This window comes from Micromonospora sp. MH33, from assembly GCF_003013775.1.
Lineage (GTDB): Bacteria > Actinomycetota > Actinomycetes > Mycobacteriales > Micromonosporaceae > Micromonospora > Micromonospora fulviviridis.
Map to the genome: position 1 here is coordinate 1 of NZ_MUYZ01000043.1, position 25,134 is coordinate 25,134.

Genomic DNA, 25,134 nt, shown 5'->3' on the forward strand with positions numbered 1-25,134 from the left:
CCACGCCCCGCCGCCCCACGCCGCACCGCCCCACCGCCCCGCCGCGCGGAGCGCTGACCGGCGCCGGAGACGGCGGAGGGGGCGGCCGGCGGTGCCGGACGCCCCCTCGTAAAGCCGGTTCAGGAACCGAGGTTGCCCAGGTTGATCGCGGCGCCGGCGATGGCGTTGATGATGCCGATGACCACGCCGATGCCGCCGCAGATGAGAGCGGCCTTGGCCTGGCCGGCGTTGCTGGCCTCGCCCGCCTGGACCTTCTTCTGGCCCATCACGCCGAGCACGATGCCGGCGATGCCGGCCGGGATGCCGATCAGCGGGCAGCAGAGGCCGAGCACGATCGAGGCGATACCGGCGATCATGCCGATCAGCCCGAGCGTGTTGTTCTGGCCGCCGCCGGTGGGGTAGCCGGCGGCCGGGTACTGGGGCGCGGCGCCGTACGGCTGCTGCTGCGCGTACGGGTCCTGGCCGTAGGGCTGGCCGGAGGTCGGCTGGCCGTACGGCTGGCCGGAGGTCGGCTGGCCGTACTGCGGGGCCTGCGGCGGCTGGGCGTACGGGTCCTGCCCGTACGGCTGGCCCGAGGTGGGCTGCTGGCCGTACTGGGGAGCCTGCGGGGGCTGGGCGTACGGGTCGTACTGCGGGGAGGTCGGATCCTGGTTCGGCTGCTGGCCGTGCGGGTCCTGACCGGGGTAACCGGGCTGCATTGCGGAGCGCTCCTCAAACTGGGGGTCGACGGTCCATTAGTCGGTTGTTTGCCGCTCATCATTCCGCCCGGACACCGGGACGCCCGCGGCACACGGGCCCGGGACCAAGGTCACGATGCCGACGCCGGGCCGGGCGTGAGCGCGGCACCGGGCGACGGCAGCGTATCGTGCCGACGCCACGAGGGAGATCACCCGAGGCGTGCCCGCCCGAGCGTCGGACGCGCCAGCAGGCCCGATAGGGTTGCCGCGTGACCGAGCCCGCGTCCGTCGCCCGCCTCGTCGTCCTCGTCTCCGGCTCCGGCAGCAACCTCCAGGCCCTGCTGGACGCCGCCGCCGACCCCGCGTACGGGGCCCGGGTGGTGGCCGTAGGCGCCGACCGTGACCGGATCACCGGCCTGGACCGGGCCGCCGCGGCCGGCGTGCCGGCCTTCGTGGAGCGGCTGAAGGACCACCCGACCCGCGAGGACTGGGACAAGGCGCTCACCGCCCGGGTCGCCGAGCACCGGCCGGACCTGGTGATCAGCGCCGGCTTCCTCAAGCTCGTCGGCCCGCACTTCCTGGCCGCGTTCGGCGACCGCTACCTGAACACGCACAACACCCTGCTGCCGGCGTTCCCCGGCATCCACGGCCCCCGGGACGCGCTGGCGTACGGCGTGAAGGTCACCGGGGCCACCCTGTTCTTCGTCGACGCCGGGATGGACACCGGCCCGATCGTCGCCCAGGTCGCCGTGCCGGTGCTGGACGACGACGACGAGGAGACGCTCACCGAGCGCATCAAGTCCGCCGAGCGGCGCCAGCTCGTCGAGCAGGTCGGTCGGCTGGTCCGTGAAGGTTGGACGATCACCGGCAGAAAGGTCTCAATTCCGTGAGTGCCACTGAGGACGTCCGGCGCCCGATCAAGCGGGCGCTGGTGAGCGTCTACGACAAGACCGGCCTGGTCGAGCTGGCCCGGGCCCTGCACGAGGCCGGGGTGGAGATCGTCTCGACGGGCAGCACCGCGTCGACGATTTCCGGCGCGGGCGTGCCGGTGACCCCGGTCGAGCAGGTGACCGGGTTCCCGGAGATCCTCGACGGCCGGGTCAAGACCCTGCACCCGAAGATCCACGGTGGACTCCTCGCCGACCTGCGCAAGGACGCGCACGCCGCCCAGCTCGACGAGCACGGCATCGCGGGCATCGACCTGCTGGTCTCCAACCTCTACCCGTTCCAGGCGACGGTCGCCTCCGGCGCGAGCCAGGACGAGTGCGTCGAGCAGATCGACATCGGTGGTCCGGCGATGGTCCGGGCCGCGGCCAAGAACCACGACTCGGTGGCCGTGGTGACCGACCCGGCGGCATACCCGGCGCTGCGGGCCGCGCTCGCCGAGGGCGGCTTCACCCTGGCCCAGCGGCGGGCCCTCGCGGCCCGCGCGTTCGCCGACATCGCCGACTACGACGTGGCCGTCGCCGAGTGGTTCGCCAGCGAGCTGGCGCCGGCCGGTGACGGTTGGCCCGCGTTCGCCGGGCTGGCGCTGCGCCGACAGGCGGTGCTGCGCTACGGCGAGAACCCGCACCAGGCGGCCGCCCTCTACGCCGACCCGGCCAGCCCGGCCGGCCTGGCCCAGGCGGAGCAGCTGCACGGCAAGGAGATGTCCTACAACAACTACGTCGACGCCGACGCCGCCTGGCGGGCCGCGAACGACTTCCCCGAGCAGCCGGCCGTGGCGATCATCAAGCACGCCAACCCGTGCGGCATCGCGGTCGGGGCGGACGTCGCCGAGGCGCACCGCCGGGCGCACGCCTGCGACCCGGTGTCCGCGTACGGCGGGGTGATCGCGGTCAACCGGCCGGTCTCGGTCGAGCTGGCCCGGCAGGTCGCGGAGATCTTCACCGAGGTGCTGGTGGCGCCCGGCTTCGACGAGGGCGCCCTGGAGATCCTCCGGGGAAAGAAGAACATCCGGCTGCTGCGGGCCCCCGGGTTCGACCCGCTGCCCGCCGAGTGGCGGCAGGTCACCGGCGGGGTGCTGGTGCAGATGCGGGACCGGATCGACGCCGCGGGCGACGACCCGGCGAACTGGACGTTGGCCACCGGCGAGGCGGCCGACGAGGCCACCCTGCGTGACCTGGCGTTCGCCTGGCGGGCGGTCCGCGCGGTGAAGAGCAACGCGATCCTGCTGGCCCGGGAGGGCGCCACCGTCGGTGTCGGGATGGGCCAGGTCAACCGGGTCGACTCGGCGCAGCTGGCGGTGAGCCGGGCCGGCGCCGAGCGGGCCCGCGGCTCGGTCTGCGCCTCGGACGCGTTCTTCCCGTTCGCCGACGGCCCGAAGATCCTCATCGAGGCCGGCGTCCGGGCGATCGTCCAGCCTGGCGGCTCGATCCGCGACGAGGAGACCATCGCCGCCTGCAAGGAGGCCGGGGTGACCATGTACCTCACCGGCACCCGGCACTTCTTCCACTGATCTCCGACCCGGAACGGGGGCGCGGCCGACCGGCCGCGCCCCTGTTTCATGTGGTGTCCGCCCCGGTCCGAGCGATGTCACGAGTGGACGGCTGACCAGCCGAAAGGACGAGGGTCCACCGTTGCCGGGTTGTGAAAGTTGTTGCTAGCGTTGTCCCGCAGCAAGCGATCGATCCCTCCCGCCCTCTGCTTCATTCGCTCCCGCCCCGCGGCCGTCGCGCCGCGCGCTCGAGCGGCCTCCGCCTCGGACAGGTTTGCCCATGCGCGCATTCGACCGGTTGAGCACCGTCGTCGTCGCGTTGGCGTTCGTCCTGGCCGGCCTGGGCGCGCCCGTCTGCGCGGAGAGCCATCAGCCCGGCGCGGCGCACCGGTCGATCCACCACGTCGGCCACGCCGTCCTTCCACCGGACGGACGGGCCGTCGACACACCGGTCACCCCGCCGGACCGTCCCGCCCCCTCCGGCGACCCCCGGCCGGCCGGCGCGCCCCGCACGCCCGGCCACGCTCCGTCGGAGCTGTGGACGGAGTTCTCCGGCGGACCCTGCGGTGACCACCGCGCCGGCGTCACCGCCGGTGACGGACCTGACGACGTCCTCCCGGCCGCGCCCCCGCTGGTCGGCGGCACGCTCGAGCGGGTGGCCGTCGCGATCCGCTGCCGCCAGCCGGCCCTCCCGCTGCCGCCGCGCGGCACCCTGGCCACCCGCGGCCCACCGGCTTCCGCCTGACCCTGCCCGCGTCGCCCGTCGGACGTGACCCGAGGTCCGTCCGGGTGTTCCGCCGCGCCGGGTCCCGCTCGGACGGTGTCCGTCCGACCACCGGTAGGCGCCCTCGCGCGCCACCCGTCCATGGTCTTCCGTCCCGGGCCGCCGGCCCGGTACCCCCTCGAATCCGGGAGGATTCACATGTCCACATTCCGCTGGCGCAAGCCGGCGACAATCGCGGGCGCGCTGGTGCTCACCGCCGTGCTCGGTGGCGTCGTCGCCACCAACCACGAGGTACAGGAGAAGCTGGGCCTGGCCGAGGAGCCCGGCGCCAACATGCCCTGGCATCCCAGGGAGTTCATGGAGATGGCGGCCGGCGAGGAGTCGGAGGAGGCCGGTGAGGAGGCCTTCGAGGCCCGCACCATCGCCGAGCAGTTCGCCCAGGCCCGCTACGCGCCGGGCATCGTCGCGCCGGGCGCCTACACCAACGCGTTGAGCCAGCTCAACGCGCTGCCGGCGACGAAGGGCAGCTGGCACGAGGTCACCAACATCAAGTACGACGGCGACGACCCGCGCTACCGCGACTACGCGTCCAACTCCTCCGGGGGCGCCGGCCTGGTCACCGGCCGGATCACCGGCCTCGCGTCGGACAACAGCGGCCACGTGTACGCGGCCGGCGCGGACGGCGGCGTGTGGCGTTCCTCGATCGGCGGCGGGAGCTGGACGCCGATCACGGACGCGCTGCCCACCCTCTCCAGCGGCGACGTCGTGCTCGCCGCCGACGGCTCGCTCTGGTACGCCAGCGGCGAGGGGAACACCGGCGGCACCTCGTACGTCGGCGCCGGCGTCTACCGGCTGGCCAACCCGACGTCCGGCGCCTTCAAGCCGACCGACCGGGTCGGCGGGACCGAGCTGGAGAGCACGGTCATCAACAAGCTGCGCTTCTTCGACGGCAAGGTCTGGGTCGCCACCAACCGGGGCCTGTTCTCGCACGCGATGGGCAGCACCTCGGGCGCCTGGAAGCTGGAGTTCGCGCCGAACCCGAGCTACCTGCCGGGCGGGGCGAACGCGGCCGACGCGAACGCCGCTTACAAGAACATCGTCAACGACGTGGCCCAGGACCCGCGCAACCCGAAGCACGTGGTGGCCGCCTCGGCCTGGCGCTCCGGTGACACCTACAACGGCTTCTACGAGACCGCCGACTACACCGCGGGCGGTTGGACGAAGGTCAACCCGACCGGCGCCATGCCGGCCGACGACATCGGCTACGTGACGTTCGCCTTCTCCGCCGACGGCGGCAAGCTCTACGCGATCAACCAGTCGCCGCGGCTGCTCAACAAGCCGGCCGGCAACGTGAACAGCTACCTGGACGGCATCTACGTCTCCAACACCGGCAACCCGGCCGGCCCGTGGAACAAGATCGCCGACTCGTCGAAGCTTGGCAACTCCGGCTCGGCGCTCAAGCAGACGGTGATGGGCAAGGGCTACGGCCCGGGCATCCAGGCCTGGTACAACCAGTTCCTGGCGGTGGACCCGGCCAACCCGAACCACCTCTGGGCGGGTCTGGAGGAGGTCTACGAGTCGACCGACGCCGGTGCCAACTGGAAGACGGTCGGCCCGTACTGGAACTTCAACTTCTCCTGCTGGAACATCCACGACGCGCAGAACACCTGCAACAAGACCACCCACTCCGACCAGCACTCGGTGGCCGTGGGCAACGGCTTCGTCTACGTCGGTAACGACGGCGGCGTCTACCGGCGGCCGGTCAACGGAAAGACCGACAAGGACGGGCACGCCACCGACTGGCAGAGCCTCAACGACGGCACCATCGACGCGCTCCAGTACTACTCGGTGGCGTTGGGCAAGGACCCGGCCAGGGCCGGCACCATCGTCTCCGGCGGTCTGCAGGACAACGGCACCTCGATCCTGCGCCCCGGCGACACGGTGATGGGCTCGCACTTCGGCGGTGACGGCGGCGACTCCCAGGCCGACCCGGCGAACGGCTGCCGGCAGGTCCAGGAGTACACCAACCTGGCCATGCGGGTGACCGAGAACTGCAACGCCAACACCGGCTCGGGCACGCTGGCGGACTCCACCTCGCGGGACATCCGGCCGTACACCTCGTCGCCGGGCGACGAGCCGGCCCGGTTCATCGCGCCCTTCGCGCCGGACGACCACGACGCCAACGTCTGGGTCGCCGGTGGCCAGCACGTCTGGGTGAACACCAAGGGCTACTCGATCCAGAACGGCAAGGGCTGGACCAACGTGTTCAACCTGGGCGCCGGCCACACCGCCACCTCGGTGGCGGTCTCCGGCGGGACGGCGTACGTCGGTTGGTGCGGCCCGTGCAACAACGCCGGCTTCGCCCGGGGCCTCGCGGTCGGCAAGGTCAACGACCCGTCGAGCTGGCACCAGGTCACCCTGCCGGGTGACTTCCCCAACCGGTTCCTCCAGGGTGTCGGGATCGACCCGGCGAACCCGTCGCACGCCTTCCTCGCGGTGAACGGGTTCTCCCGCCGGTTCACCGAGGGTCCGGGCGCCGGTTACGGCCACGTCTTCGAGACCACCGACGCGGGCGCGACCTGGAAGGACGTCTCGGCGAACCTGCCGGACGTGCCGGCCAGCTCGGTCAAGGAACTGTCCTCCGGCGCGCTGGTGCTCGCCACCGACCTGGCCACGTTCTACCGCGCGCCCGACGCCACCGGCTGGCAGCGGCTCGGCGCGGGCCTGCCGCTGACCGTCGGCATGGACGTCGAGTACAACACGGCCGACAACTCGATCTACGTCGCGACCCATGGCCGCGGCATCTGGGCGTTCCCTCTCGCCCAGCTCTGACCGGCCACCCGTGCGGAGGCCCCGTCCCCCCTTCCTCCGGGGGACGGGGCCTCCGTCGTGCGGGGGCTCAGGCGGCGGGGCGAACCTCGGCGAAGTGGCAGGCCGAGGGGTGCGGGTCCGCCGCGCGGAGCACCGTGTACGGCTCCTGGGTGGCGCAGACCTCCTCGGCCTTCCAGCAGCGGGTGCGGAACCGGCAGCCCGAGGGCGGGTCGGCCGGACTGGGCACGTCGCCGGTCAGCCGGATGATGCTGCGGTCCTCGCGGGCGTCCGGGTCCGGCACCGGCACCGCGGAGAGCAGCGCCTGGGTGTACGGGTGGGTGGCCCGCTCGTAGATCTCCTCCTCGGTGCCGATCTCCACGATCTTGCCGAGGTACATCACGGCGACCCGGTCCGAGATGTGCCGGACCACCGACAGATCGTGGGCGATGAAGATGTACGACAGCCCGAACTCGTCCTGGAGCTGCTCCAACAGGTTGATCACCTGGGCCTGGATGGAGACGTCCAGGGCGGAGACCGGCTCGTCGCAGACGATGACCTCGGGCCGCAGGGCCAGCGCCCGGGCGATGCCGATGCGCTGCCGCTGGCCGCCGGAGAACTGGTGCGGGTACCGGTTGACGTGCTCGGGGTTGAGCCCGACCACGTCCAGCAGCTCCTGCACCCGCCCCCGCTTGCTGCCCTTCGGCGCCGCGTCCGGGTGGATCTCGAACGGCTCGCCGATGATGTCGCCGACCGTCATCCGCGGGTTCAGCGAGGTGTACGGGTCCTGCATCACCATCTGCATGTTGCGGCGCAGCCGGCGCAGCTCGGACCCGGACGCCTTGAACAGGTCCCTGCCCTCCAGGGTGGCCCGGCCGGAGGTGGGCGTCTCCAGCCGCATGAGCAGCCGGGCCAGGGTGGACTTGCCGCAGCCGGACTCGCCGACCACGCCGAGCGTCTCGCCGCGGCGCAGCTCGAAGCTGACCCCGTCGACCGCCTTGACGGCGCCGATCTGCTTCTGGAACAGCACGCCCCGGCTGATCGGGAAGTGCTTGACCAGGTTGTCGACCGAGAGGATGGTCTCGCCGCGCACCTTGGTCGGGCTAGCGGGCGCTGTCATCACGGACCTCCTGCGCGAAGTGGCACGCGCTGGTCCGGCCGTCGCCGAGGACCAGGTCGTGCGGCACCACGTCCACGCAGACCTGCTGCACGTACGGGCACCGGGGGTGGAACGGGCAGCCGGAGGGGATCCGCATCAGGTTCGGCGGCAACCCCTTGATCGTCGACAGTGCCTGGCCGCGGACGTCCAGGCGCGGGATCGACTCCAGCAGCCCCTTGGTGTACGGGTGGGCCGGCGCCCGGTACAGCGAGCGCACGTCGGCGTGCTCGACGATCCGGCCGGCGTACATGACGGCGATCCGGTCCGCGACGCCGGCGACCACGCCGAGGTCGTGGGTGATCAGGATCATCGCCATGTTCAGGTCGCGGCGCAGGTCGGCCAGCAGGTCCATGATCTGGGCCTGCACGGTGACGTCGAGCGCCGTGGTGGGCTCGTCGGCGATCAGCACCTTGGGGTCCAGGGCGAGCGCCATGGCGATCATGACGCGCTGCCGCATGCCGCCGGAGAACTGGTGAGGGTAGTCGCCGAGCCGCTTCGCCGCGGCCGGGATCTTCACGAGGTCCATCAGTTCGACGGTCCGCCGGCGGGCGTCGGCGCGGGACATCCCCTCGCGCTGGCGCAGCGTCTCGCCGATCTGCCAGCCGACCGGGAAGACCGGGTTCAGCGCGGAGAGCGCGTCCTGGAAGATCATCGCGATCTCCTTGCCCCGCACCTGCCGGCGCTGCTCCTCGGACCGGGTCAGCAGGTCCCGACCCTGGTAGAGGATCTGGCCGGAGCGGATGTGTGCCGGGGGCGTGTCCAGGATGCCCATGATCGCCTGGGCGGTGACCGACTTGCCGGAGCCGGACTCGCCGAGCACGGCCAGGGTCTCGCCCGCGTCGAGGTGGTACGTCACCCCGTTGATGACCTTGGCCACGCCCTCGGTCGTGCGGAACTCGATGTGCAGGTCCCGTACCTCGAGCAGGTGGCCGCCGGGCGGGGTGGGGGAGGCCGGCGTGGGCCGGACCGCGGACTGTGTCATGGGTTTCTCACCGGAGCTTCGGGTCGAAGGCGTCGCGGATCGCGTCGCCCAGCATGATGAAGGCGAGCACGGTCAGCGCGAGGAAGGCGGAGGGCACGATCAGCGGGGTCGCCGACTCGCGCATGTGCACCCGGCCGGCGTCGATGTCGATGCCCCAGGAGATGGTCGGGGCCTTCAGGCCGATGCCGAGGAAGCTCAGCGTCGCCTCGGCCGCGATGAACGAGCCGAGCGCGATGGTGAGCACCACGATCGCCGGGGCGAGCGCGTTCGGCAGGATGTGCCGCCACATGATCCGGCCGTTGCCGGCGCCCAGCATCCGGGCCGCGGCCACGTAGTCCTGCTCCTTCGCCGTGATCACCGAGGAGCGGACCACCCGGGCCGCCGTGGTCCAGCCGAGCACCGCGAGCACGAAGATCACCGCGAACAGCCGGACGTTGTCGCTGCTGGTGCTCACCCGCTTGAGCAGCACGATCGCGGCGAGCAGCAGCGGGATGCCGAGCACGACGTCGATCACCCGGGAGAGCACGGCGTCGACCCACCGGCCGAAGTACCCGGCGAGCATCCCGACGACCAGCGCGATCGCCCCGGTCAGCAGCGCGGAGAGCGCGCCGACCAGCAGCGAGGCGCGCGCGCCGTAGACCGCCCGCGAGTAGGTGTCGCAGCCCTGGAAGTCGTACCCGAAGACGGCCCCGCCGGACGGCCCGGCGTGCTGCCGGGAGAGCAGGCAGTCGCGCGGGTCGTTGGCGGTGAACAGCGCCGGGACCGCCGCCATCGCGGCGACCAGCACGACCAGGGCCAGGCTGATCCAGAAGATCGGGTTGCGGCGCAGGTCCCGCCAGGCGTCGCCGGCCAGGCTGCGCGGCTTGTGCGGCGCGCCCACCTGACTGGGGGCGCCGGGCTCGCCGGAGACACCCCGCCGCGCGGCCTGGTTCTCCGTCGCCGCGACGGTCTCGAAATCACTCATGCCCGCACCTCGCTCCGCTCGGCGCGGTCACGAGCGACCACACTGCGTTGTTGATTCGTTCGCTGCGCTCACTCATAGCGAATCCTCGGGTCGAGGACGGCGTAGAGCACGTCCACCACCAGGTTGGAGAGGAGGTAGACCACGACGAGCACGCTGACGATGCCCACCACCAGCGGGCCGTCCTCCGTGCGGATGCCGCGGAACAGGTTGAAGCCGACGCCGGGGATGTTGAACACGCCCTCGGTGATGATCGCGCCGCTCATCAGGTTGCCCAGCTCGACGCCGAGGAAGGTGACCACCGGGATGAGCGAGTTGCGCAGCACGTGCACGCTGACGATCCGACGCCTGACCAGGCCCTTCGACCGGGCGGTGCGAACGTAGTCGGCGCGCAGGTTCTCGGCCACCGAGGTACGGGTCAGCCGCAGCGCGGTGGCCAGCGACAGCGACCCGAGCACGATGCCGGGCAGCAGCAGCGCGTAGAGCGAGGGCTCGGCGCCGGCGGTGGCCGGGAAGAGCTGCCACCGCACGCCGAGGAAGTACTGGGCCAGCGGGGCCAGCACGATGGTCGGGATGCCGAGCACCAGCAGGGTGAGCACCAGCGTCGAGTTGTCGAAGATGCTGGCCCGCCGGATGCCGGCGATCACCCCGGCGGTGACCCCGAAGACGATGGTCACAGCCATCGCGATCAGCGCGAGCTTGACGGTGACCGGCCAGGCGGCGACGAGGATGTCGCCGATCTGCCGTCCGGTCAGCGACTGCCCGAGGTCACCCTGGAGCAGGTTCTTGATGTAGTCGAAGTAGCGGTAGAAGAAGCCGCCGACGCCGGTGGCGTCCAGGTGGTACTTCTCGGTCAGGTATGCCCGCTGGGCCGCGGTGACGGGGCGTTCCCCGGCGAGCGCCTGGATGGGGTCGCCCTGACCGGCGAACATCAGCGCGTAGACGATCAACGTGGTCCCGAAGAAGGCGAGGACCATCTGGAGCAGTCGCCGCAGAATGAAGCGGAACATACTGGCAAGTCTCTCTAAAAGGGGCGAAGCGTACGCCGTTGCGCGGGCCGGGCCACCCGGTGGGGGTGGCCCGACCCGTGGTGCGGGGTGTTAGCTGGCAACCTCGATCTTGAGCAGGTCCACCCGGTCGAAGAGGTCCACCTCGACGTTCTTGACCTTGCTGGAGTAGCCGAAGTTGTTCTGGCCGTACCGGAGCGGGATCACCGGCATGTCCTCGGCCAGCAGGTCCTCCGCCGCCTGGTACTTCTTGATCGCCTCGTCCTCGGTCGGCGCCTGGGCGCCCTCGGCGAGCAGCTTGTCGAACTGCGGGTTGCTGTAGCCGTAGTAGTTCGAGGAGCCGTTGGTGCTGTACAGCGGGCCCAGGTAGTTCTCCATGGACGGGTAGTCCATGACCCAGCCCATGCGGAACAGGCCGACCGACTGCTTCTGCTTGAGCTTGGTCAGCAGGTCCGCGAACTTCGGCTCGGCGGTGCCGACGCAGTCCACGCCCAGGTTGGCCTTGAGCTGGTTGCAGGTGGCGTCGATCCAGTCCTTGTGGCCGCCGTCGCCGTTGTAGGACAGCTCGATCTTCTTCGGGCCGCCCGCGGCCTCGTACATGGCCTTGGCCTTGGCCGGGTCGAACGTGCCGGCCGCGCCGATGGTGTCGTCCCGGTAACCGGCGACCACCGGCGAGACGAACGAGCGCGCCGGCTGCTGCGAGTCCTTGAAGATCGACTTGGTGATCTCGTCCCGGTCGATCGCCATCGAGATCGCCTTGCGCACCTCGGGCTTGCTGAACTCCTTCTGGAAGGTCGGGAAGGCCAGCACCTGGAGCGAGGAGGCCGGGCTCTGCTTGAACCGGTCACCCAGGTCGGTCGCCGCGGTCGACAGGTTCTCGGTCGGGATCTGCTTGATCACGTCGAGGTTGTCGGAGAGCACGTCGGCGTACGCGGCCATCATCTGCTGGTAGATGCGGAACTCGACGCCGCCCACCTTCGGCTGCTGGCCGGGGAACGCGTCGTACCGCTCGACCTCGACCTTGGCGTCGTGCTGCCAGGTGCCCTTCATCTTGAACGGGCCCTGCCCGATCGGCGCCTGCTCGTAGCCCTCGGCCAGCACGCCCGGGGCGGAGAAGGCCGCCTTGGGCAGCGGGTAGAAGGCGGTGTAGCCGAGCATGGTCTTGAAGTCGACGTACGGCTGCGCGAGCGTCACCGTGAAGGTCAGGTCGTCGACCTTCTTGAGGCCGCTCAGCGCCTTGGCCTTCGGCTGCTCGCCCTGCAGGTCCTCGTAGCCGGCGATCTTCTCGAAGAAGTAGCTGGAGTTCTGGCCGTTGGGGGCGTACGCGCCGTAGTTCCAGGCGTCGATGTAGTTGTCGGCCGTGACCTTCTCGCCGTTGTGGAAGGTGTAGCCGGGCTTGAGCTTGACCGTCCAGACCTTGTTGTCCGACGACGTCACCGAGTCGGCGGCCACCTCGTGGGGCTTGTTCGCCTCGTCGTAGTCGACCAGGGGGCTGAACAGGGCGGACAGCACCTGGGAGCCGCTGGTCTCGTTGGTGTTGGTCGGCACCAGGTGCTGCGGCTCGGCGATCTCGATCCGCACGGCCGCGTTGGGGTCGCTCTTGCCGCCACTGTCGCCGCCCGAGCCGCAGGCCACCAGGCCCAGGGTCACCGCGAGCGGGAGAGCGGTCCAGGCAGCGAGCCTACGAACACGCATGAACTCTCCTCATCTCCTCACGCTGCGCAGTCAGGCCCGGCGCTGGGTAACGCTGCGCAACGATCGGTAACGGTAGGTCGCGATCGGCCCGATCGACAACGAGAGCGTTGCGAAGCGATAACGGAACGTGCCGACCAGGCTTGTCGGTTTCGGCCCGGTCTGCTAGGACGAGTGCCGCCCAAGGGGCACCAGCAGGGCTTTCTCGACCGCTCGGTTGCGCCGTTCGGGCCCGTCGCGGTGCCGTCGAGTGGTTCTGCGGCCCCCGTCCGGGCCGTCCCGCCCGGCATCCGCTGTCCCTGTGCGGCTGTGGCGCGATACACAGTCCGTGACTCTCGGTGACTAACCCCACGTCACGGTTCGTCACCGTTCGCCGTCGTCGGCCGGGCGGGCACGGGGCGTGAGACGATCCAGTCGTGACGGCGACGATCCTGGACGGCAAGGCGACCGCGGCGGAGATCAAGGACGAGCTGCGGGCACGGGTCAAGGCGCTGGCGGAGCGCGGCATCACCCCGGGGCTGGGCACGGTCCTGGTCGGGGAGGACCCCGGCTCCCAGGCGTACGTCAACGGTAAGCACCGCGACTGCGCCGAGGTGGGCATCGCCTCGATCCGCCGGGAGCTGCCCGCCGACGCCACCCAGGAGCAGCTCGACGCGGTGCTCACCGAGCTGAACGCCGACCCGGGCTGCCACGGCTACATCGTCCAGCTGCCGCTCCCGGCCCAGCTGGACACCCAGCGGGCGCTGGAGATGATCGACCCGGAAAAGGACGCCGACGGCCTGCACCCGGTCAACCTGGGCCGGCTCGTACTCGGCTACGACGCACCGCTGCCCTGCACCCCGCGTGGCATCGTCGAGCTGCTCCGCCGGCACGACGTGCCGCTGCGCGGCGCGAAGGTCGCGCTGGTCGGCCGGGGCAACACGGTGGGCCGCCCGCTCGGCCTGCTGCTCACCCGGCGCAGCGAGAACGCCACCGTGACCCTCTGCCACACCGGCACCCTCGACCTCGCCGCGCACACCCGCGAGGCCGACATCGTGATCGTCGCGGCCGGCGTGCCGGGGCTGCTCACCGCCGACATGGTCACCCCGGGCGCGACCGTCGTGGACGTCGGCATCACCCGGGTGATCGGGGCCGACGGCAAGGGCCGCTACACCGGCGACGTGGACCCGGAGGTGGCCGAGGTGGCCGGCAAGCTGGTGCCGATGCCGGGCGGTGTCGGTCCGATGACCCGGGCCATGCTGCTGACCAACGTCGTCGAGCGGGCCGAGGGGCGGCACTGAGCCGCCCAGGCATGTCATAACCGTCCGCCCCTGGCCCGATCGGTGCCAGGATGGCTGATACGGTCCGGAAAACCGACTGGTAGCAGGGAGTGGGACGACCATGGGTAAGAAGGTCACTGTCGTCGGGGCCGGCTTCTACGGCTCCACCACCGCACAGCGCCTGGCCGAGTACGACGTCTTCGACACCGTCGTGATCACCGACATCGTGGAGGGCAAGCCGGCGGGTCTCGCGCTGGACCTCAACCAGTCGCGCGCCGTCGAGGGCTTCGAGACCAAGGTCGTCGGCGTCACCACCGGCCCGAACGGCGAGGGCTACGAGGCCATCGAGGGCTCGGACGTCGTCGTCATCACCGCCGGCCTGCCCCGCAAGCCGGGCATGAGCCGGATGGACCTGCTGGAGACCAACGCCAAGATCGTCCGCCAGGTCGCCGAGAACGTCGCCAAGTACGCCCCCAACGCCGTCGTCATCGTCGTCTCCAACCCGCTCGACGAGATGACCGCGCTGGCCCAGCTCGCCACCCAGTTCCCGAAGAACCGGGTGCTCGGTCAGGCCGGCATGCTCGACACCGCCCGGTTCACCAACTTCGTGGCCGAGGCGCTGAACGTACCGGTGAAGTCGGTGAAGACCCTGACCCTCGGCTCGCACGGCGACACCATGGTCCCGGTCCCGTCGAAGAGCACCGTGAACGGCAAGCCGCTGCGTGAGGCCATGCCGGCCGAGCAGATCGAGGAGCTGGTCGTCAAGACCCGCAACGGTGGCGCCGAGGTCGTCGCGCTGCTCAAGACGGGCTCGGCGTACTACGCCCCATCGGCCGCCGCCGCCCGGATGGCCAGGGCTGTCGCCGAGGACTCCGGCGAGGTCATGCCGGTCTGCGCCTGGGTCGACGGGCAGTACGGCATCTCCGGCGTCTACCTGGGTGTCGAGGCCGAGATCGGCGCCGAGGGCGTCAAGCGGGTCGTCGAGACCGACCTGGACGCCGACGAGCTGGCCGCCCTGAAGGAGGCCGCCGAGGCCGTCCGCGCCAAGCAGGCCGACGTAGCCAACATGTGACCCGAGTACGACCCCGAAGGGGCGGGCCGGCTGACGCCGACCCGCCCCTTCGCGCATCCCTGGGCCTTCACCCCCCGCCCCCAAGCCGCGTTCCAGGGCAATAACTTCATGATCAACGCGGGTGTACGGGTGGGAGGGGGTGGGGGGTGAAGGGGTGGGGTAGGTGGGGGGTGGCCAGGGTTACGGGGGTCAGGGCGTGCAGGAGGGTGGTGCGGGAGGTGCGGGCTTCGTTCGGGTTCTCCTCGTGGGCGTAGGCGAGGGTGGGGTCGAGCAGTTGGAGGGTGTGGACCAGGAGGTCGCCCGTCACCAGGAGGCGGTCCGTGCCGCCGTCGACCAGCACGGACTGGTGGCCGGGGGTGTGGCCGGGCGTGCCCAGCACGCGTACCCCGGGGGTGAGGTCGGTGTCGCCGTCGACCACCCGGAGCTGGCCGGCGGCGCGCAACGGCCCCAACAGCCGGGCCGGCAGCTCGGGGCGGAACAGCTCCAGCGCGGCCAGCTCGGCGCGCTGCACCAGGTGGTCCGCGTTCGGGAAGAGCGGGCCCGCCCAGCCGATGTGGTCGGTGTGCAGGTGGGTGAGCACCACGGTGCGGACGTCCGCCGGGTCGATGCCGGCGGCGGCCAACTCGGCCGGCAGCTGGCCGGGCACCGGCGCCCAGCTCGCGGCGAGCGCGTCGGCCGGGCCGATCCCGGCGTCGACCAGGATGACCGGCCCGTCCCCGGTACGCAGCGCGAACGCGCGGAACGGCAGCCACCAGCGGCCGTCCGGGGTGACGCTGTCCCGGTCCCGCCGGTCGGCCTCGCGCCACTGCTCGTCGGTGGCGTCCGGGAACGCCTCGGCGCGCGGTTGGAAGAAGGGACCCACCCCGTCGAGCAGGGCGGTGACCGTGATAGACCCGACCGTGTGAGTCAGCGGCATCCGGGAAGGATGCCACCGCGGCCCGTCCCGGGCGACCCCGTTTCCCGCGGGGTGAGGCCGGCTGGGGAGCCCCGGTCAGTTTCCAGTACGCTCGTACTGCTTGAGCACGTGTCCCCCGAGAGGAGCGCCGGCCGATGGCGAAGATCAAGGTAAACAACCCGGTCGTGGAAATCGACGGCGACGAGATGACCCGGATCATCTGGAAGCAGATCCGGGAGCAGCTGATCCTGCCCTACCTCGACGTCGACCTGCACTACTACGACCTGTCGATCCAGCACCGCGACGAGACCGACGACCAGGTCACCGTCGACGCCGCCAACGCCATCAAGGAGCACGGCGTCGGCGTCAAGTGCGCCACCATCACCCCGGACGAGGCCCGGGTGGAGGAGTTCGGCCTGAAGAAGATGTGGCGGTCGCCGAACGGCACCATCCGCAACATCCTCGGCGGCGTGGTCTTCCGCGAGCCGATCATCATGTCGAACGTCCCGCGGCTCGTCCCCGGCTGGACCAAGCCGATCATCATCGGCCGGCACGCGCACGGCGACCAGTACAAGGCCACCGACTTCGTCGTCCCCGGCCCGGGCAAGGTGACCATCACCTACACCCCGGCCGACGGCGGCGCGCCGATGGAGATGGAGGTCGCCAACTTCCCGGGCGGCGGCATCGCCATGGGCATGTACAACTTCGACGAGTCGATCCGGGACTTCGCCCGCGCCTCGTTCCGCTACGGCCTGGACCGCGGCTACCCGGTCTACCTGTCCACCAAGAACACCATCCTCAAGGCGTACGACGGCCGGTTCAAGGACATCTTCGCCGAGGTGTTCGAGAACGAGTTCAGGTCGGAGTTCGAGGCCGCCGGCATCACCTACGAGCACCGGCTGATCGACGACATGGTCGCCGCCGCGCTCAAGTGGGAGGGCGGCTACGTCTGGGCCTGCAAGAACTACGACGGTGACGTCCAGTCCGACACCGTCGCGCAGGGCTTCGGCTCGCTGGGCCTGATGACCTCCGTGCTGCTCTCCCCGGACGGCCGCACCGTCGAGGCGGAGGCCGCGCACGGCACCGTCACCCGGCACTACCGGCAGTGGCAGAAGGGCGAGAAGACCTCGACCAACCCGATCGCCTCGATCTACGCCTGGACCCGGGGCCTGGCCCACCGGGGCAAGCTCGACAACACCCCGGCGGTCACCGAGTTCGCCAACACCCTGGAGCAGGTCATCGTGGAGACCGTCGAGGGCGGCCAGATGACCAAGGACCTCGCGCTGCTCATCTCGCGGGACGCCCCGTGGCTGACCACCGACGAGTTCATGAACGCGCTGGACGAGAACCTGGCCCGCAAGCTGTCGGCCTGACCGGCACCGTTCGCACCGGAGCCCGCCGGCCTCAGGCCGGCGGGCTCCGTCGTGTCCGCGGGTGGCGTCACCCGGGACGGGCGCGCCTCGTTGAGCAGGGTGGACGTGATGCCAGTCCCGTCCAGGAAGGTTGACCACGGTCGCCTCGCGGCTTGAGCGCCGATCAGCCAGCCTTCCCGGCTGTCGCGCACAGCCAGCCGTCCCTTCCCTCGCGGGGGGCCCTGTCCCGGGCCCCCCGCGCCCTGTTGTACCGCGGATCAGGCGGCGCGGAGCAGTTCCGCGGCCCGCTCAGGGGCGATGTCGTTGATGAAGACGCCCATCCCCGACTCGGAGCCGGCCAGGTACTTCAGCTTGTCCTTCGCCCGCCGGACGCTGAACAGCTGCAGGTGCAGGTGCCCCAACTCCCGGTCGACGTGCACCGGCGCCTGGTGCCAGGCGGCGATGTACGGCATGGGCATGTCGAACAGCCCGTCGAAGCGGCGCAGCACGTCCAAATAGAGCGGCCCGAAGGCGTCCCGCTCGGCGTCGTCCAGGGCCGGGATGTCCGGCACCGGGCGGTGCGGCGCCACGTGCACCTCGAACGGCCAGCGGGCCGCCGCCGGCACGTACGCGGTCCAGTGCTCGTTGCTCGCCACCACCCGGTCGCCGGCGGCGCGTTCGGCGGCGAGCACGTCGGCGTAGAGGTTGCCCCCGGTGTGCTCGAAGTGCCGGCGGGCGGCGGCCAGCATGGTCCGGGTCCGTGGCGTGACGAACGGGTACGCGTAGATCTGGCCGTGCGGGTGGTGCAGGGTGACCCCGATCTCCACGCCCCGGTTCTCGAACGGGAAGACCTGCTCGACCCCGGGCAGCTCGCTCAGCGCGGTGGTGCGGTCGGCCAGCGCGTCGAGCACGGTCCGCACCCGCCCGGGGGGAAGGCCGGCGAACGAGGCGTTGTGGTCGTCGGTGAAGCAGACCACCTCGCACTTGCCGCGCCCGGGGCGGACCGGGGTGAACGGGGTGATCACGGCCGGCTCCTCGGCGACCCGCTGGCTCAGCGACGGGAACCGGTTCTCGAAGACGACCACGTCGTAGTCGGGGGCGGGGATCTCGCTGAGCCGGTCGCCCCGGGAGGGGCAGAGCGGGCACTGGTCGGCCGGGGGGAGGAAGGTCCGGGTCTGCCGGTGCACCGCGACCGCCACCCACTCGTCGGTCAGCGGGTCGTACCGGAGCTGCGAGGCGTGTGGTGGCGGGGGCAGCTCCCGCCGGTCCGGCTGGTCGCGGACCGCGTCGTCCCGCTCGTCGAAGTAGATCAGCTCGCGGCCGTCGGCCAGCTCGATCTGCGTACGCTTCACTCCGCACCCTCCGTGCCCGCCACGATCACCAGCTCGCCCACCCTGTCCTCGAGTACCCGTCGCGCGTCCGGTGCCAACCGGTCGTCGGTGACCAGCACGTCCGCCGCGTCCAGGCCGACGATCGAGGAGATGCCGACCGTGCCCCACTTGGTGTGGTCGGCGAGCACCACGAGCCGGTCGGCGGCCGCCACCAGGGCCCGGTCCGTGTCCGCCTCCATCAGGTTGGGGGTGGTGAAGCCGGCGCGCTCACTGATCCCGTGCACGCCGAGGAAGAGCAGGTCCAGGTGGAGCGCGCCGATCGCGGCGACGGCCAGCGGGCCGACCAGCGCGTCCGAGGGGGTGCGCACCCCGCCGGTGAGCACCACGGTCTGGTCCGGCCGGCCGCCGACGTGCAGGATCTCGGCCACCGGCAGGGAGTTCGTCACCACGGTCAGGCCCGGAACGTCGGTCAGGCGGCGGGCCAGCTCGGCGGTGGTGGTGCCGGCGGAGAGCGCGACGGCCGCGCCGGGGCGTACCAGCTGCGCGGCCCGCTCGGCGATGGCCGCCTTCTCCCCGGACTGCCGGACCGACTTGGCCCGGAAGCCGGGCTCGTCGGTCGAGCCGGGCCCGGCCAGCGTCGCCCCACCGTGCACCTTGGCGAGCACGCCCTGCTCGTGCAGCGTCTCCAGGTCGCGCCGGATCGTCATGTCCGAGACGCCGAACTCGGCGGCCAGCTCGGTGACCCGGACGCCTCCGGCGGCGCGGACCCGTTCCAGGATGACCGCCTGCCGCTGCCGTGCCAGCACCCCGCGTCACCTCCCGACTCCCGACCCGTCTCCACGCGGTCGAACGTGTTCCAACAAAGACGAACACTACCGCGCAGCGGAGGACAACGGAAGCAGACGCGGAACCGCCGCCGTCCCCGGAGGGGCGGCGGCGGCCGGTGATCGGTGGTGCGGGATCAGGCGGGCTGGAGGCGGGGCTCCACCCAGCCGGTCTCGGTGAGGTGCTCCATCACCCGCTGGACCGCCTCCTCGACGGTCATGTCGGTGGTGTCCACCACCAGGTCGGCGTCGGTCGGCTCCTCGTACGGGTCGTCGATCCCGGTCATCCCGGTGATCAGGCCGGCCCGGGCGCGCGCGTACAGGCCCTTGCGGTCGCGCTGCTCGCAGACCTCCAGCGGGGTGGCCACGTGGACCAGCAGGAAGCCGGCCCCGGCGGCGTGCGCCATCTCCCGGGCGGTGGCCCGGGCGGCCGCGTACGGGGCGATCGGGCAGCAGATGCCGACGCCCCGGTGCCGGGCGATCTCGGCGGCCACCCAGCCGATCCGGCGCACGTTGAGGTCCCGGTCGGCCTTGCTGAAGCCCAGCCCGGCCGAGAGTTCCCGGCGCACCACGTCGCCGTCGAGCAGGGTGATGCTCCGGTCGCCACCCTCGCGCAGCACGTCGGCCAGGCCCCGGGCGATGGTCGACTTGCCGGAGCCGGACAGGCCGGTCAGGAAGATCACCAGGCCCCGGTGCCGGCGCGGCGGGCGGGCCCGGGCCAGTTCCTTGGCCACCGCCGGCGGCGTGTGCCACTCGGGCAGCGGGAAGCCCCGGTCCAGCAGGTCGTCGATCTCCTCCTGGCTGAGCGCCAGCCGCCGGTTGCGCGGCGGGATGTCCTCCCGCCAGCGCCACTGCCCGTCCCGGTTGTCGTAGGCCAGCTCGCGGGGCACCAGCACCCGCAGGCCGGCCCCGGAGAGCATGCCCTCGGTGGAGAGCAGGTGGGTCACCCCGTACGCGGCGGCGACCCGTGCCCGCAGCAGCGCGTCGCTGATCTCGTCACGCCGCTTCGCCAGCGGCACCGCCACCAGGGTGGCCGGGGGCATCCGGTCCCGGGCGGCGAACACGCTGCGTACCAGCGCCTCGGCCGGCAGCCCGCCGATCGCCTCCTCGCCCGCCGGGATCAGCACCAGCAGGTGCGCGCCGAGCGTCCGGGCGGCGTGCGCGATCTGCGCGAGCTGCGGCCGGTGCAGCGGACGGTCGGCGAAGACACCCAGCACCCGCCCCGGGGGCAGCAGCCCCCGGACCTCGTCCGGGTTGCGCCGCAGCCGCTGGAACGGCCCGTGGCCGCCGTCGCCCAGCCGGCGTACCGCGCCGCCCACCCCGACCGTGCCCTCGCGGACCGGCCAGACGTCGATCACGTCCATGGCGGCCACCGGGGCGCCCTCGCCGTCGGTGAGCACCAGCGCCCGGCGCATCGGGTCGTCCAGCACCAGCCCGTCGGCCAGCGCGGCCGGCACCTGGAGCGTGACCGGCACCGGCCACGGCGTGCCGTCGGCGAGCCGACCGCGCCGGCCCAGCGAGGCCAGGTCGGCCCGGGTCATGAAGCCCGTCAGCGGGGCGTACGCCCCGGTCAGCAGCAACTCCAGATCGGCCAGCTCAGCGGGCCTCGGCGCGTACGCCGGCGCGTCCCGCAAAACGTCCTCGGGCAGCACCCACCCGTTGCTCATCGAACCCCCAACTCACCGGCCGGCACACAGTTTCTCAGCCCACCGGCGATCGGTCGAGAGCGCCACTCCACCTCCCGGTCATCGGCCGGCAAACCGACCGTCGCGGGGCGGTCTCAGCCGGCGGCGGTGAGCGGGGCCGCGCCGAACGAGACGGCGAACCGCTCGCACCAGATCGAGACGCTGGTCAGGCCGCTGAAATCGGTCCCGGCCGGGATCTCGTACGCCTGGTCGCCGCGGTTGCCCTGAGCGGGCCGAGCGCCACGTGCCGGCCGTCGTCGAAGACGTGCCACCCGGACGGACCGGTCCGAACGGGCTGGTCGGTCAGCCAGACCTGAAGATCCGGACCGTTCGAGGTGTCCAGCCCGACCAGTTCCAGCCGGTGCCGGCCGTCGGCGGTGCGGACGATCCGGGCGCCGCCCCTGGTCTCGTGCTCGTGGCTGACGAAGTCACCCCGGCTGACCAGCACCGGCCCGGTGGACGCGGGGGCGGCGGCCGGCGTGGCGGTGCCGGGCGGGGCCGCCGGCTGGCCGGTGACCGCCGTGAGCTCCTCGTGCACCTCGGTGTCGGTGACCAGCTTCCACGGCTGGAACCAGTACAGGCCGGCGGTCGCGCCGGCGGCGAGGACGGCGACCGCGACCCAGGTCAGCGGAGCGCGTAGCAGGCGGATCGACATGCGTCGAGTCTGCCGGCGGGACGGCCCGCGGTCACCGGCCCGGCCGCTTACGGAAGCCTTACCGACCCGTCCGGGCGGAATCAGGGGCAACCCCGAGCGTTTCCCTATACCCGGAGCGGCCCACCCTTTCTACGCTGGGCGTCGTGACACTGCTCGCGACCGAGTCGCTGACCAAGACGTACGGAGGCCGGGTCACCGCGTTGGCCGACCTCACGGTGTCGGTCGAGCCGGGGATCATCGGACTGGTGGGCGCGAACGGCGCCGGCAAGTCCACCCTGATCAAGATCCTCCTGGGCCTGCTCGCCCCGACCAGCGGTCGGGTCTCCGTGCTCGGCCTCGACCCCACCACCGACCCCGCGGCCGTCCGCGCCCGGGTCGGCTACATGCCCGAGCACGACGCCCTCCCACCCGACCTCTCCGCCGCCGAACTGGTCACCCACCTCGGCCGGATCAGCGGGCTGCCCCGCACGGTGGCCCGGGAGCGGGCCTCCGAGGCGCTGCGCCACGTCGGCCTGCACGAGGAGCGGCACCGGGCCGTCGGTGGCTACTCCACCGGCATGAAGCAGCGGGTGAAGCTCGCCCAGGCCCTGGTGCACGACCCGGACCTGCTGCTGCTCGACGAGCCGACCAACGGCCTCGACCCGGCCGGCCGGGACGCCATGCTCGCCCTGATCCACCGGATCGGCACCGAGTTCGGCATCTCGGTGGTCGTCTGCTCGCACCTGCTCGGCGAGGTGGAGCGGATCTGCGACACCCTGGTCGCCATCGACGGCGGCCGGCTGCTGCGCGCCGACCGCATCTCCGCCATGACCACCGCCACCGACGTGCTCGCCGTCGAGGTGAGCGAGGGTACGGACGAACTGGCCGCCCGGCTCACCGCGCTCGACCTGCCGGTGTCCCGGGAGGGGCGGCTGCTGCTCGTCCCGCTCGCCGACGACGCCACCTACGACCTGATCATCGGCGCCGTCGCCGAGCTGGACCTGCCGCTGCACCGGCTCGACCAGCGGCGGCACCGGGTGGCCGAACTCTTCGCCACGAGGGAGCCCAGCCATGCCTGAGCCGACCGGCGTCATCCACGACATCGGCTACCAGCGCTACACCGGCCCGCGGCTCGGCCGCCGGCACGTGTTCGGCGCGCTCTACCTGCACGGCCTGCGGACCGCCTTCGGGCTGGGCCGCTCCGCCAAGGCGAAGATCTTTCCCTGGCTGGTGATGGGCATCGTGCTGATCGTCGCCGCCGGGCTGACCGCGGTACGCACCCAGACCGGCCAGGTCGTCATGACGTACGCCCAGTTCGCCGACGCGATGAGCTGGCTGGTCGTCTTCTTCGTCGCGGTGGTCGGGCCGGAGCTGGTCTCCCGCGACCTGCACAGCGGCGTGCTGCCGCTCTACTTCTCCCGCCCGCTGCCGCGCGGCGACTACGCGCTGGCCAAGCTCGGGTCGCTGGTCACCGCGCTCTGGCTGCTGCTCGGGGCGCCGCAGCTGGTGATGTTCCTGGGCGCCGCGTTCACCACCAAGGACGGGCTGGGCGGGGTCTGGGACGAGCTGCTCGACCTGCTGCCCGGCCTGCTCTACGCGGCGCTCTGGGCGGTGGTCTTCGCCTCGGTCGGGCTGCTCATCGCCTCGCTCACCGGCAAGCGGGCCTTCGCGGCCGGCGGCATCGTGGCGGTGTTCCTGATGACCGCCCCGATCGTCGGCATCCTGTCGATCATGCCGTCCCGCACGGTCAACGAGCTGGCGATGCTCGGCTCGCCCACCGCCCTGATCCATGCTGTCGGCCAGTACACCCTCGGCGACCTGCTTGTACCCGGTGGGCAGACCGAAGATCAGATCGGCGACTTCGGGCCGGTCTACGTGGCCGCCGCCGTGCTGCTGGTGGCCGGCTGCGTCACCCTGCTGCTGCTGCGATACCGGAAGGTGGCCGCCCGATGACCACGATCAGCGCGGAGCCGGCTGCCCCGGCCACCCCCGCCTCCACCCTCGACCTCGCCGGCGTCTCCCGCTGGTACGGCAACGTGGTGGCGGTCAACGACGTCACCATGCGGCTCGGGCCCGGCGTGACCGGCCTGCTCGGCCCGAACGGCGCCGGCAAGACCACCCTGCTGCACATGATGGCCGGTTTCCTCTCCCCGTCCCGGGGCGAGGTCACCCTCGACGGCGCGCCGACCTGGCGCAACCCCGAGGTCTACCGGCGGCTCGGTCTGGTCAGCGAGCGGGAGGCGGTGCACGCCTTCCTCACCGCGTACGAGTTCGTGCTGGCCAGCGCCAAGCTGCACCGGCTGCCCGACCCGGAGGCGGCGGCCCGCCGGGCCATCGCGCTGGTCGAGATGGAGGACGCGCAGGACCGGAAGATCGGCACCTACTCCAAGGGCATGCGGCAGCGCACCCGGGTGGCCGCCGCCCTGGTGCACGACCCGCAGGTGCTGCTGCTCGACGAGCCGTTCAACGGGATGGACCCGCGGCAGCGGCTGCACATGATGGCCCTGCTGCACCGGCTCGGCGACGCCGGCCGGACCATCCTGTTCAGCTCGCACATCCTGGAGGAGGTCGAGCAGGTCTCCGGCACCGTGCAGGTGATGGTCGCCGGCCGGCTGGCCGCCTCCGGCGACTACCGGACCATCCGCCGGTTGATGACCAACCGGCCGCATGTCTTCCTGGTCCGCTCCACCGACGACCGGGCGCTCGCGGTCGCGTTGATGGCCGAGGAGTCGGTGACCGGCGTGGAACTCGGCCGGGACGGGCTGACCGTGCGGGCCGGCGACTATGGCGCCTTCACCCGGGCGCTGCCGAAGATCGCGCTGGCCCGGGGCCTCCGGGTCCGGTCGCTGACGCCCGAGGACGAATCCCTGGAGAGCGTCTTCTCCTACCTGGTGGGGAGCTGACCCATGTCGACCGTTTCCTGGATCACCGCGCGCGGCCTGTTCGGCCGGCGCCGGTTCCTGCTGCTCCTCCCGCTGCCCGCGCTGCTGCTGGCGTTGGCGATCCTCTCCCGCTCGCTCGGCGTCGACCCGGGCGAGTGGGGGCCGGCCGTGCTGGTCGGGCTCGGCCTGGCCGTCGTGCTGCCGGTCGTCGCGCTGATCGTCGGCACCGGCGTGCTCGGCGCGGAGATCGACGACGGCACGGTGGTGCACATCCTCACCAAGCCGCTGCCGCGCTGGCAGATCGTCCTGCCGAAGCTGGCCGTGGCCGCCGGCGTCACGGCGGTCACCGTCGCCGTGCCGCTCTACGTCGCGGGCGTGCTCGCCCATTCGGTACGCCTCGGCCTGGCGCTCGCCGTCGCCGCGTCGATCGGGGCGCTCGCGTACTGCGCGTTCTTCGTCGCGCTGAGCCTGCTCACCCGGCGGCCGGTGCTGCTCGGCCTCGTCTACGTGCTGATCTGGGAGGGGCTGCTCGGCAACTTCGTGAGCGGCACGAAGGTGCTCTCCATCCAGCAGTACGTGATCGCCCTCGCCGACCGGATCGCGCCGACCGAGCTGCTCGCCACGGACGTCTCGGTGCCGGTCGCCGCGGTGATGAGCGCGCTGATCGCGGTCGGCTTCACCGTCCTCGCGATCGATCGCCTCCGCTCGTTCAGCGTGGCCGGCGAGACCAGCTGATCCGCAGCACAGGGGCCC

Annotated in this window: 21 protein-coding genes and 1 pseudogene; 11 read left to right on the plus strand and 11 right to left on the minus strand. The window is 71.9% G+C overall.

The window, feature by feature from the left end:
- Window positions 1–119: 119 nt before the first annotated feature.
- Window positions 120–698: a hypothetical protein gene (locus B0E53_RS40095; RefSeq protein ID WP_107075766.1), complete on the minus strand. Its 579-nt coding sequence runs from the start codon at window positions 696–698 to the stop codon at window positions 120–122.
- Between the two features lie 248 nt (window positions 699–946).
- On the opposite strand from B0E53_RS40095, the gene purN reads away from it, so the two are divergent.
- The 4 genes from purN to B0E53_RS09965 all read left to right on the plus strand — a co-directional run bounded on the left by purN (window position 947) and on the right by B0E53_RS09965 (window position 6,670).
- Window positions 947–1,567 carry a phosphoribosylglycinamide formyltransferase gene (purN, locus tag B0E53_RS09950; RefSeq protein ID WP_107075767.1) on the plus strand — a complete coding sequence of 207 codons (621 nt, stop codon included), beginning with the start codon at window positions 947–949 and terminating at the stop codon, window positions 1,565–1,567.
- Window positions 1,564–3,135: a bifunctional phosphoribosylaminoimidazolecarboxamide formyltransferase/IMP cyclohydrolase gene (gene purH / locus B0E53_RS09955; protein WP_107075768.1), complete on the plus strand. Its 1,572-nt coding sequence runs from the start codon at window positions 1,564–1,566 to the stop codon at window positions 3,133–3,135. The genes purN and purH overlap by 4 nt, the downstream gene beginning before the upstream one ends.
- A gap of 259 nt (window positions 3,136–3,394) precedes the next feature.
- The gene (locus B0E53_RS09960) at window positions 3,395–3,859 is read left to right on the plus strand and encodes a hypothetical protein (RefSeq protein WP_107075769.1); all 465 of its coding nucleotides are present in this window, start codon (window positions 3,395–3,397) and stop codon (window positions 3,857–3,859) included.
- A 177-nt stretch (window positions 3,860–4,036) separates the two neighbouring features.
- Entirely contained in the window at window positions 4,037–6,670 is a 2,634-nt protein-coding gene (locus tag B0E53_RS09965; RefSeq protein WP_210406014.1) for a glycosyl hydrolase, read from the plus strand.
- A 67-nt stretch (window positions 6,671–6,737) separates the two neighbouring features.
- On the opposite strand, the gene B0E53_RS09970 is transcribed toward B0E53_RS09965, so the two are convergent.
- From B0E53_RS09970 to B0E53_RS09990, 5 genes are all read right to left on the minus strand, one after another.
- Entirely contained in the window at window positions 6,738–7,766 is a 1,029-nt protein-coding gene (locus B0E53_RS09970) for a dipeptide ABC transporter ATP-binding protein (protein WP_107075770.1), read from the minus strand.
- On the minus strand, window positions 7,750–8,787 hold the full coding sequence (locus B0E53_RS09975; protein ID WP_107075771.1) for an ABC transporter ATP-binding protein: 1,038 nt from the start codon (window positions 8,785–8,787) through the stop codon (window positions 7,750–7,752). The genes B0E53_RS09970 and B0E53_RS09975 overlap by 17 nt, the downstream gene beginning before the upstream one ends.
- A 7-nt stretch (window positions 8,788–8,794) precedes the next feature.
- The gene (locus B0E53_RS09980; protein ID WP_107075772.1) at window positions 8,795–9,751 is read right to left on the minus strand and encodes an ABC transporter permease; all 957 of its coding nucleotides are present in this window, start codon (window positions 9,749–9,751) and stop codon (window positions 8,795–8,797) included.
- Window positions 9,752–9,819: 68 nt separating this feature from the next.
- A complete protein-coding gene (locus B0E53_RS09985; protein ID WP_107075773.1) occupies window positions 9,820–10,758 on the minus strand; it encodes an ABC transporter permease in 939 nt (312 codons plus the stop codon).
- Window positions 10,759–10,848: 90 nt separating this feature from the next.
- Entirely contained in the window at window positions 10,849–12,450 is a 1,602-nt protein-coding gene (locus B0E53_RS09990; protein WP_107075774.1) for an ABC transporter substrate-binding protein, read from the minus strand.
- A gap of 413 nt (window positions 12,451–12,863) precedes the next feature.
- Here B0E53_RS09990 and B0E53_RS09995 point away from each other — a divergent pair, with 413 nt between their 5' ends.
- Entirely contained in the window at window positions 12,864–13,727 is an 864-nt protein-coding gene (locus B0E53_RS09995; RefSeq protein ID WP_107075775.1) for a bifunctional methylenetetrahydrofolate dehydrogenase/methenyltetrahydrofolate cyclohydrolase, read from the plus strand.
- Between the two features lie 100 nt (window positions 13,728–13,827).
- On the plus strand, window positions 13,828–14,778 hold the full coding sequence (gene mdh / locus B0E53_RS10000; RefSeq protein WP_107075776.1) for a malate dehydrogenase: 951 nt from the start codon (window positions 13,828–13,830) through the stop codon (window positions 14,776–14,778).
- 112 nt (window positions 14,779–14,890) lie between these two features.
- Here mdh and B0E53_RS10005 read toward each other — a convergent pair whose 3' ends face one another.
- Entirely contained in the window at window positions 14,891–15,694 is an 804-nt protein-coding gene (locus tag B0E53_RS10005; RefSeq protein WP_107075777.1) for an MBL fold metallo-hydrolase, read from the minus strand.
- A 134-nt stretch (window positions 15,695–15,828) separates the two neighbouring features.
- Here B0E53_RS10005 and B0E53_RS10010 point away from each other — a divergent pair, with 134 nt between their 5' ends.
- Window positions 15,829–17,046, plus strand: a complete 1,218-nt coding sequence (locus B0E53_RS10010) for an NADP-dependent isocitrate dehydrogenase (RefSeq protein ID WP_107075778.1) — start codon at window positions 15,829–15,831, stop codon at window positions 17,044–17,046.
- Between the two features lie 257 nt (window positions 17,047–17,303).
- On the opposite strand, the gene galT is transcribed toward B0E53_RS10010, so the two are convergent.
- The 4 genes and pseudogenes from galT to B0E53_RS10030 all read right to left on the minus strand — a co-directional run bounded on the left by galT (window position 17,304) and on the right by B0E53_RS10030 (window position 21,520).
- A complete protein-coding gene (galT, locus tag B0E53_RS10015; RefSeq protein WP_107075779.1) occupies window positions 17,304–18,377 on the minus strand; it encodes a galactose-1-phosphate uridylyltransferase in 1,074 nt (357 codons plus the stop codon).
- Window positions 18,374–19,162 (minus strand): DeoR/GlpR family DNA-binding transcription regulator, encoded by a 789-nt coding sequence (locus tag B0E53_RS10020; RefSeq protein WP_107075780.1) that lies wholly within the window; start codon window positions 19,160–19,162, stop codon window positions 18,374–18,376. The genes galT and B0E53_RS10020 overlap by 4 nt, the downstream gene beginning before the upstream one ends.
- A gap of 155 nt (window positions 19,163–19,317) precedes the next feature.
- A complete protein-coding gene (gene cysC, locus B0E53_RS10025) occupies window positions 19,318–20,847 on the minus strand; it encodes an adenylyl-sulfate kinase (RefSeq protein ID WP_107075781.1) in 1,530 nt (509 codons plus the stop codon).
- Between the two features lie 113 nt (window positions 20,848–20,960).
- Window positions 20,961–21,520, minus strand: a pseudogene (locus B0E53_RS10030) (DM13 domain-containing protein).
- 143 nt (window positions 21,521–21,663) lie between these two features.
- On the opposite strand from B0E53_RS10030, the gene B0E53_RS10035 reads away from it, so the two are divergent.
- The 4 genes from B0E53_RS10035 to B0E53_RS10050 are packed head-to-tail and all read left to right on the plus strand — an operon-like array spanning window position 21,664 to window position 25,116.
- The gene (locus B0E53_RS10035; protein WP_107075782.1) at window positions 21,664–22,578 is read left to right on the plus strand and encodes an ABC transporter ATP-binding protein; all 915 of its coding nucleotides are present in this window, start codon (window positions 21,664–21,666) and stop codon (window positions 22,576–22,578) included.
- Window positions 22,571–23,452, plus strand: a complete 882-nt coding sequence (locus tag B0E53_RS10040) for an ABC transporter permease subunit (protein ID WP_107075783.1) — start codon at window positions 22,571–22,573, stop codon at window positions 23,450–23,452. The genes B0E53_RS10035 and B0E53_RS10040 overlap by 8 nt, the downstream gene beginning before the upstream one ends.
- Window positions 23,449–24,402, plus strand: coding sequence for an ABC transporter ATP-binding protein (locus tag B0E53_RS10045; protein ID WP_107075784.1), 954 nt, complete (start codon window positions 23,449–23,451; stop codon window positions 24,400–24,402). The genes B0E53_RS10040 and B0E53_RS10045 overlap by 4 nt, the downstream gene beginning before the upstream one ends.
- A gap of 3 nt (window positions 24,403–24,405) precedes the next feature.
- Window positions 24,406–25,116: an ABC transporter permease subunit gene (locus B0E53_RS10050; protein ID WP_107075785.1), complete on the plus strand. Its 711-nt coding sequence runs from the start codon at window positions 24,406–24,408 to the stop codon at window positions 25,114–25,116.
- Window positions 25,117–25,134 lie beyond the last annotated feature (18 nt).

Coding starts and splice junctions, on each gene's coding strand:
- B0E53_RS09980 (WP_107075772.1), bottom strand. CDS start 9,751: ATGAGTGATTTCGAGACCGTCGCGGCGACGGAGAACCAGGCCGCGCGG.
- B0E53_RS09990 (WP_107075774.1), bottom strand. CDS start 12,450: ATGCGTGTTCGTAGGCTCGCTGCCTGGACCGCTCTCCCGCTCGCGGTG.
- B0E53_RS09960 (WP_107075769.1), top strand. CDS start 3,395: ATGCGCGCATTCGACCGGTTGAGCACCGTCGTCGTCGCGTTGGCGTTC.
- B0E53_RS09975 (WP_107075771.1), bottom strand. CDS start 8,787: ATGACACAGTCCGCGGTCCGGCCCACGCCGGCCTCCCCCACCCCGCCC.
- cysC (WP_107075781.1), bottom strand. CDS start 20,847: ATGAGCAACGGGTGGGTGCTGCCCGAGGACGTTTTGCGGGACGCGCCG.
- B0E53_RS10010 (WP_107075778.1), top strand. CDS start 15,829: ATGGCGAAGATCAAGGTAAACAACCCGGTCGTGGAAATCGACGGCGAC.
- B0E53_RS10040 (WP_107075783.1), top strand. CDS start 22,571: ATGCCTGAGCCGACCGGCGTCATCCACGACATCGGCTACCAGCGCTAC.
- B0E53_RS10045 (WP_107075784.1), top strand. CDS start 23,449: ATGACCACGATCAGCGCGGAGCCGGCTGCCCCGGCCACCCCCGCCTCC.
- B0E53_RS40095 (WP_107075766.1), bottom strand. CDS start 698: ATGCAGCCCGGTTACCCCGGTCAGGACCCGCACGGCCAGCAGCCGAAC.
- B0E53_RS09985 (WP_107075773.1), bottom strand. CDS start 10,758: ATGTTCCGCTTCATTCTGCGGCGACTGCTCCAGATGGTCCTCGCCTTC.
- B0E53_RS09965 (WP_210406014.1), top strand. CDS start 4,037: ATGTCCACATTCCGCTGGCGCAAGCCGGCGACAATCGCGGGCGCGCTG.
- B0E53_RS09970 (WP_107075770.1), bottom strand. CDS start 7,766: ATGACAGCGCCCGCTAGCCCGACCAAGGTGCGCGGCGAGACCATCCTC.
- mdh (WP_107075776.1), top strand. CDS start 13,828: ATGGGTAAGAAGGTCACTGTCGTCGGGGCCGGCTTCTACGGCTCCACC.
- B0E53_RS10005 (WP_107075777.1), bottom strand. CDS start 15,694: ATGCCGCTGACTCACACGGTCGGGTCTATCACGGTCACCGCCCTGCTC.
- B0E53_RS10050 (WP_107075785.1), top strand. CDS start 24,406: ATGTCGACCGTTTCCTGGATCACCGCGCGCGGCCTGTTCGGCCGGCGC.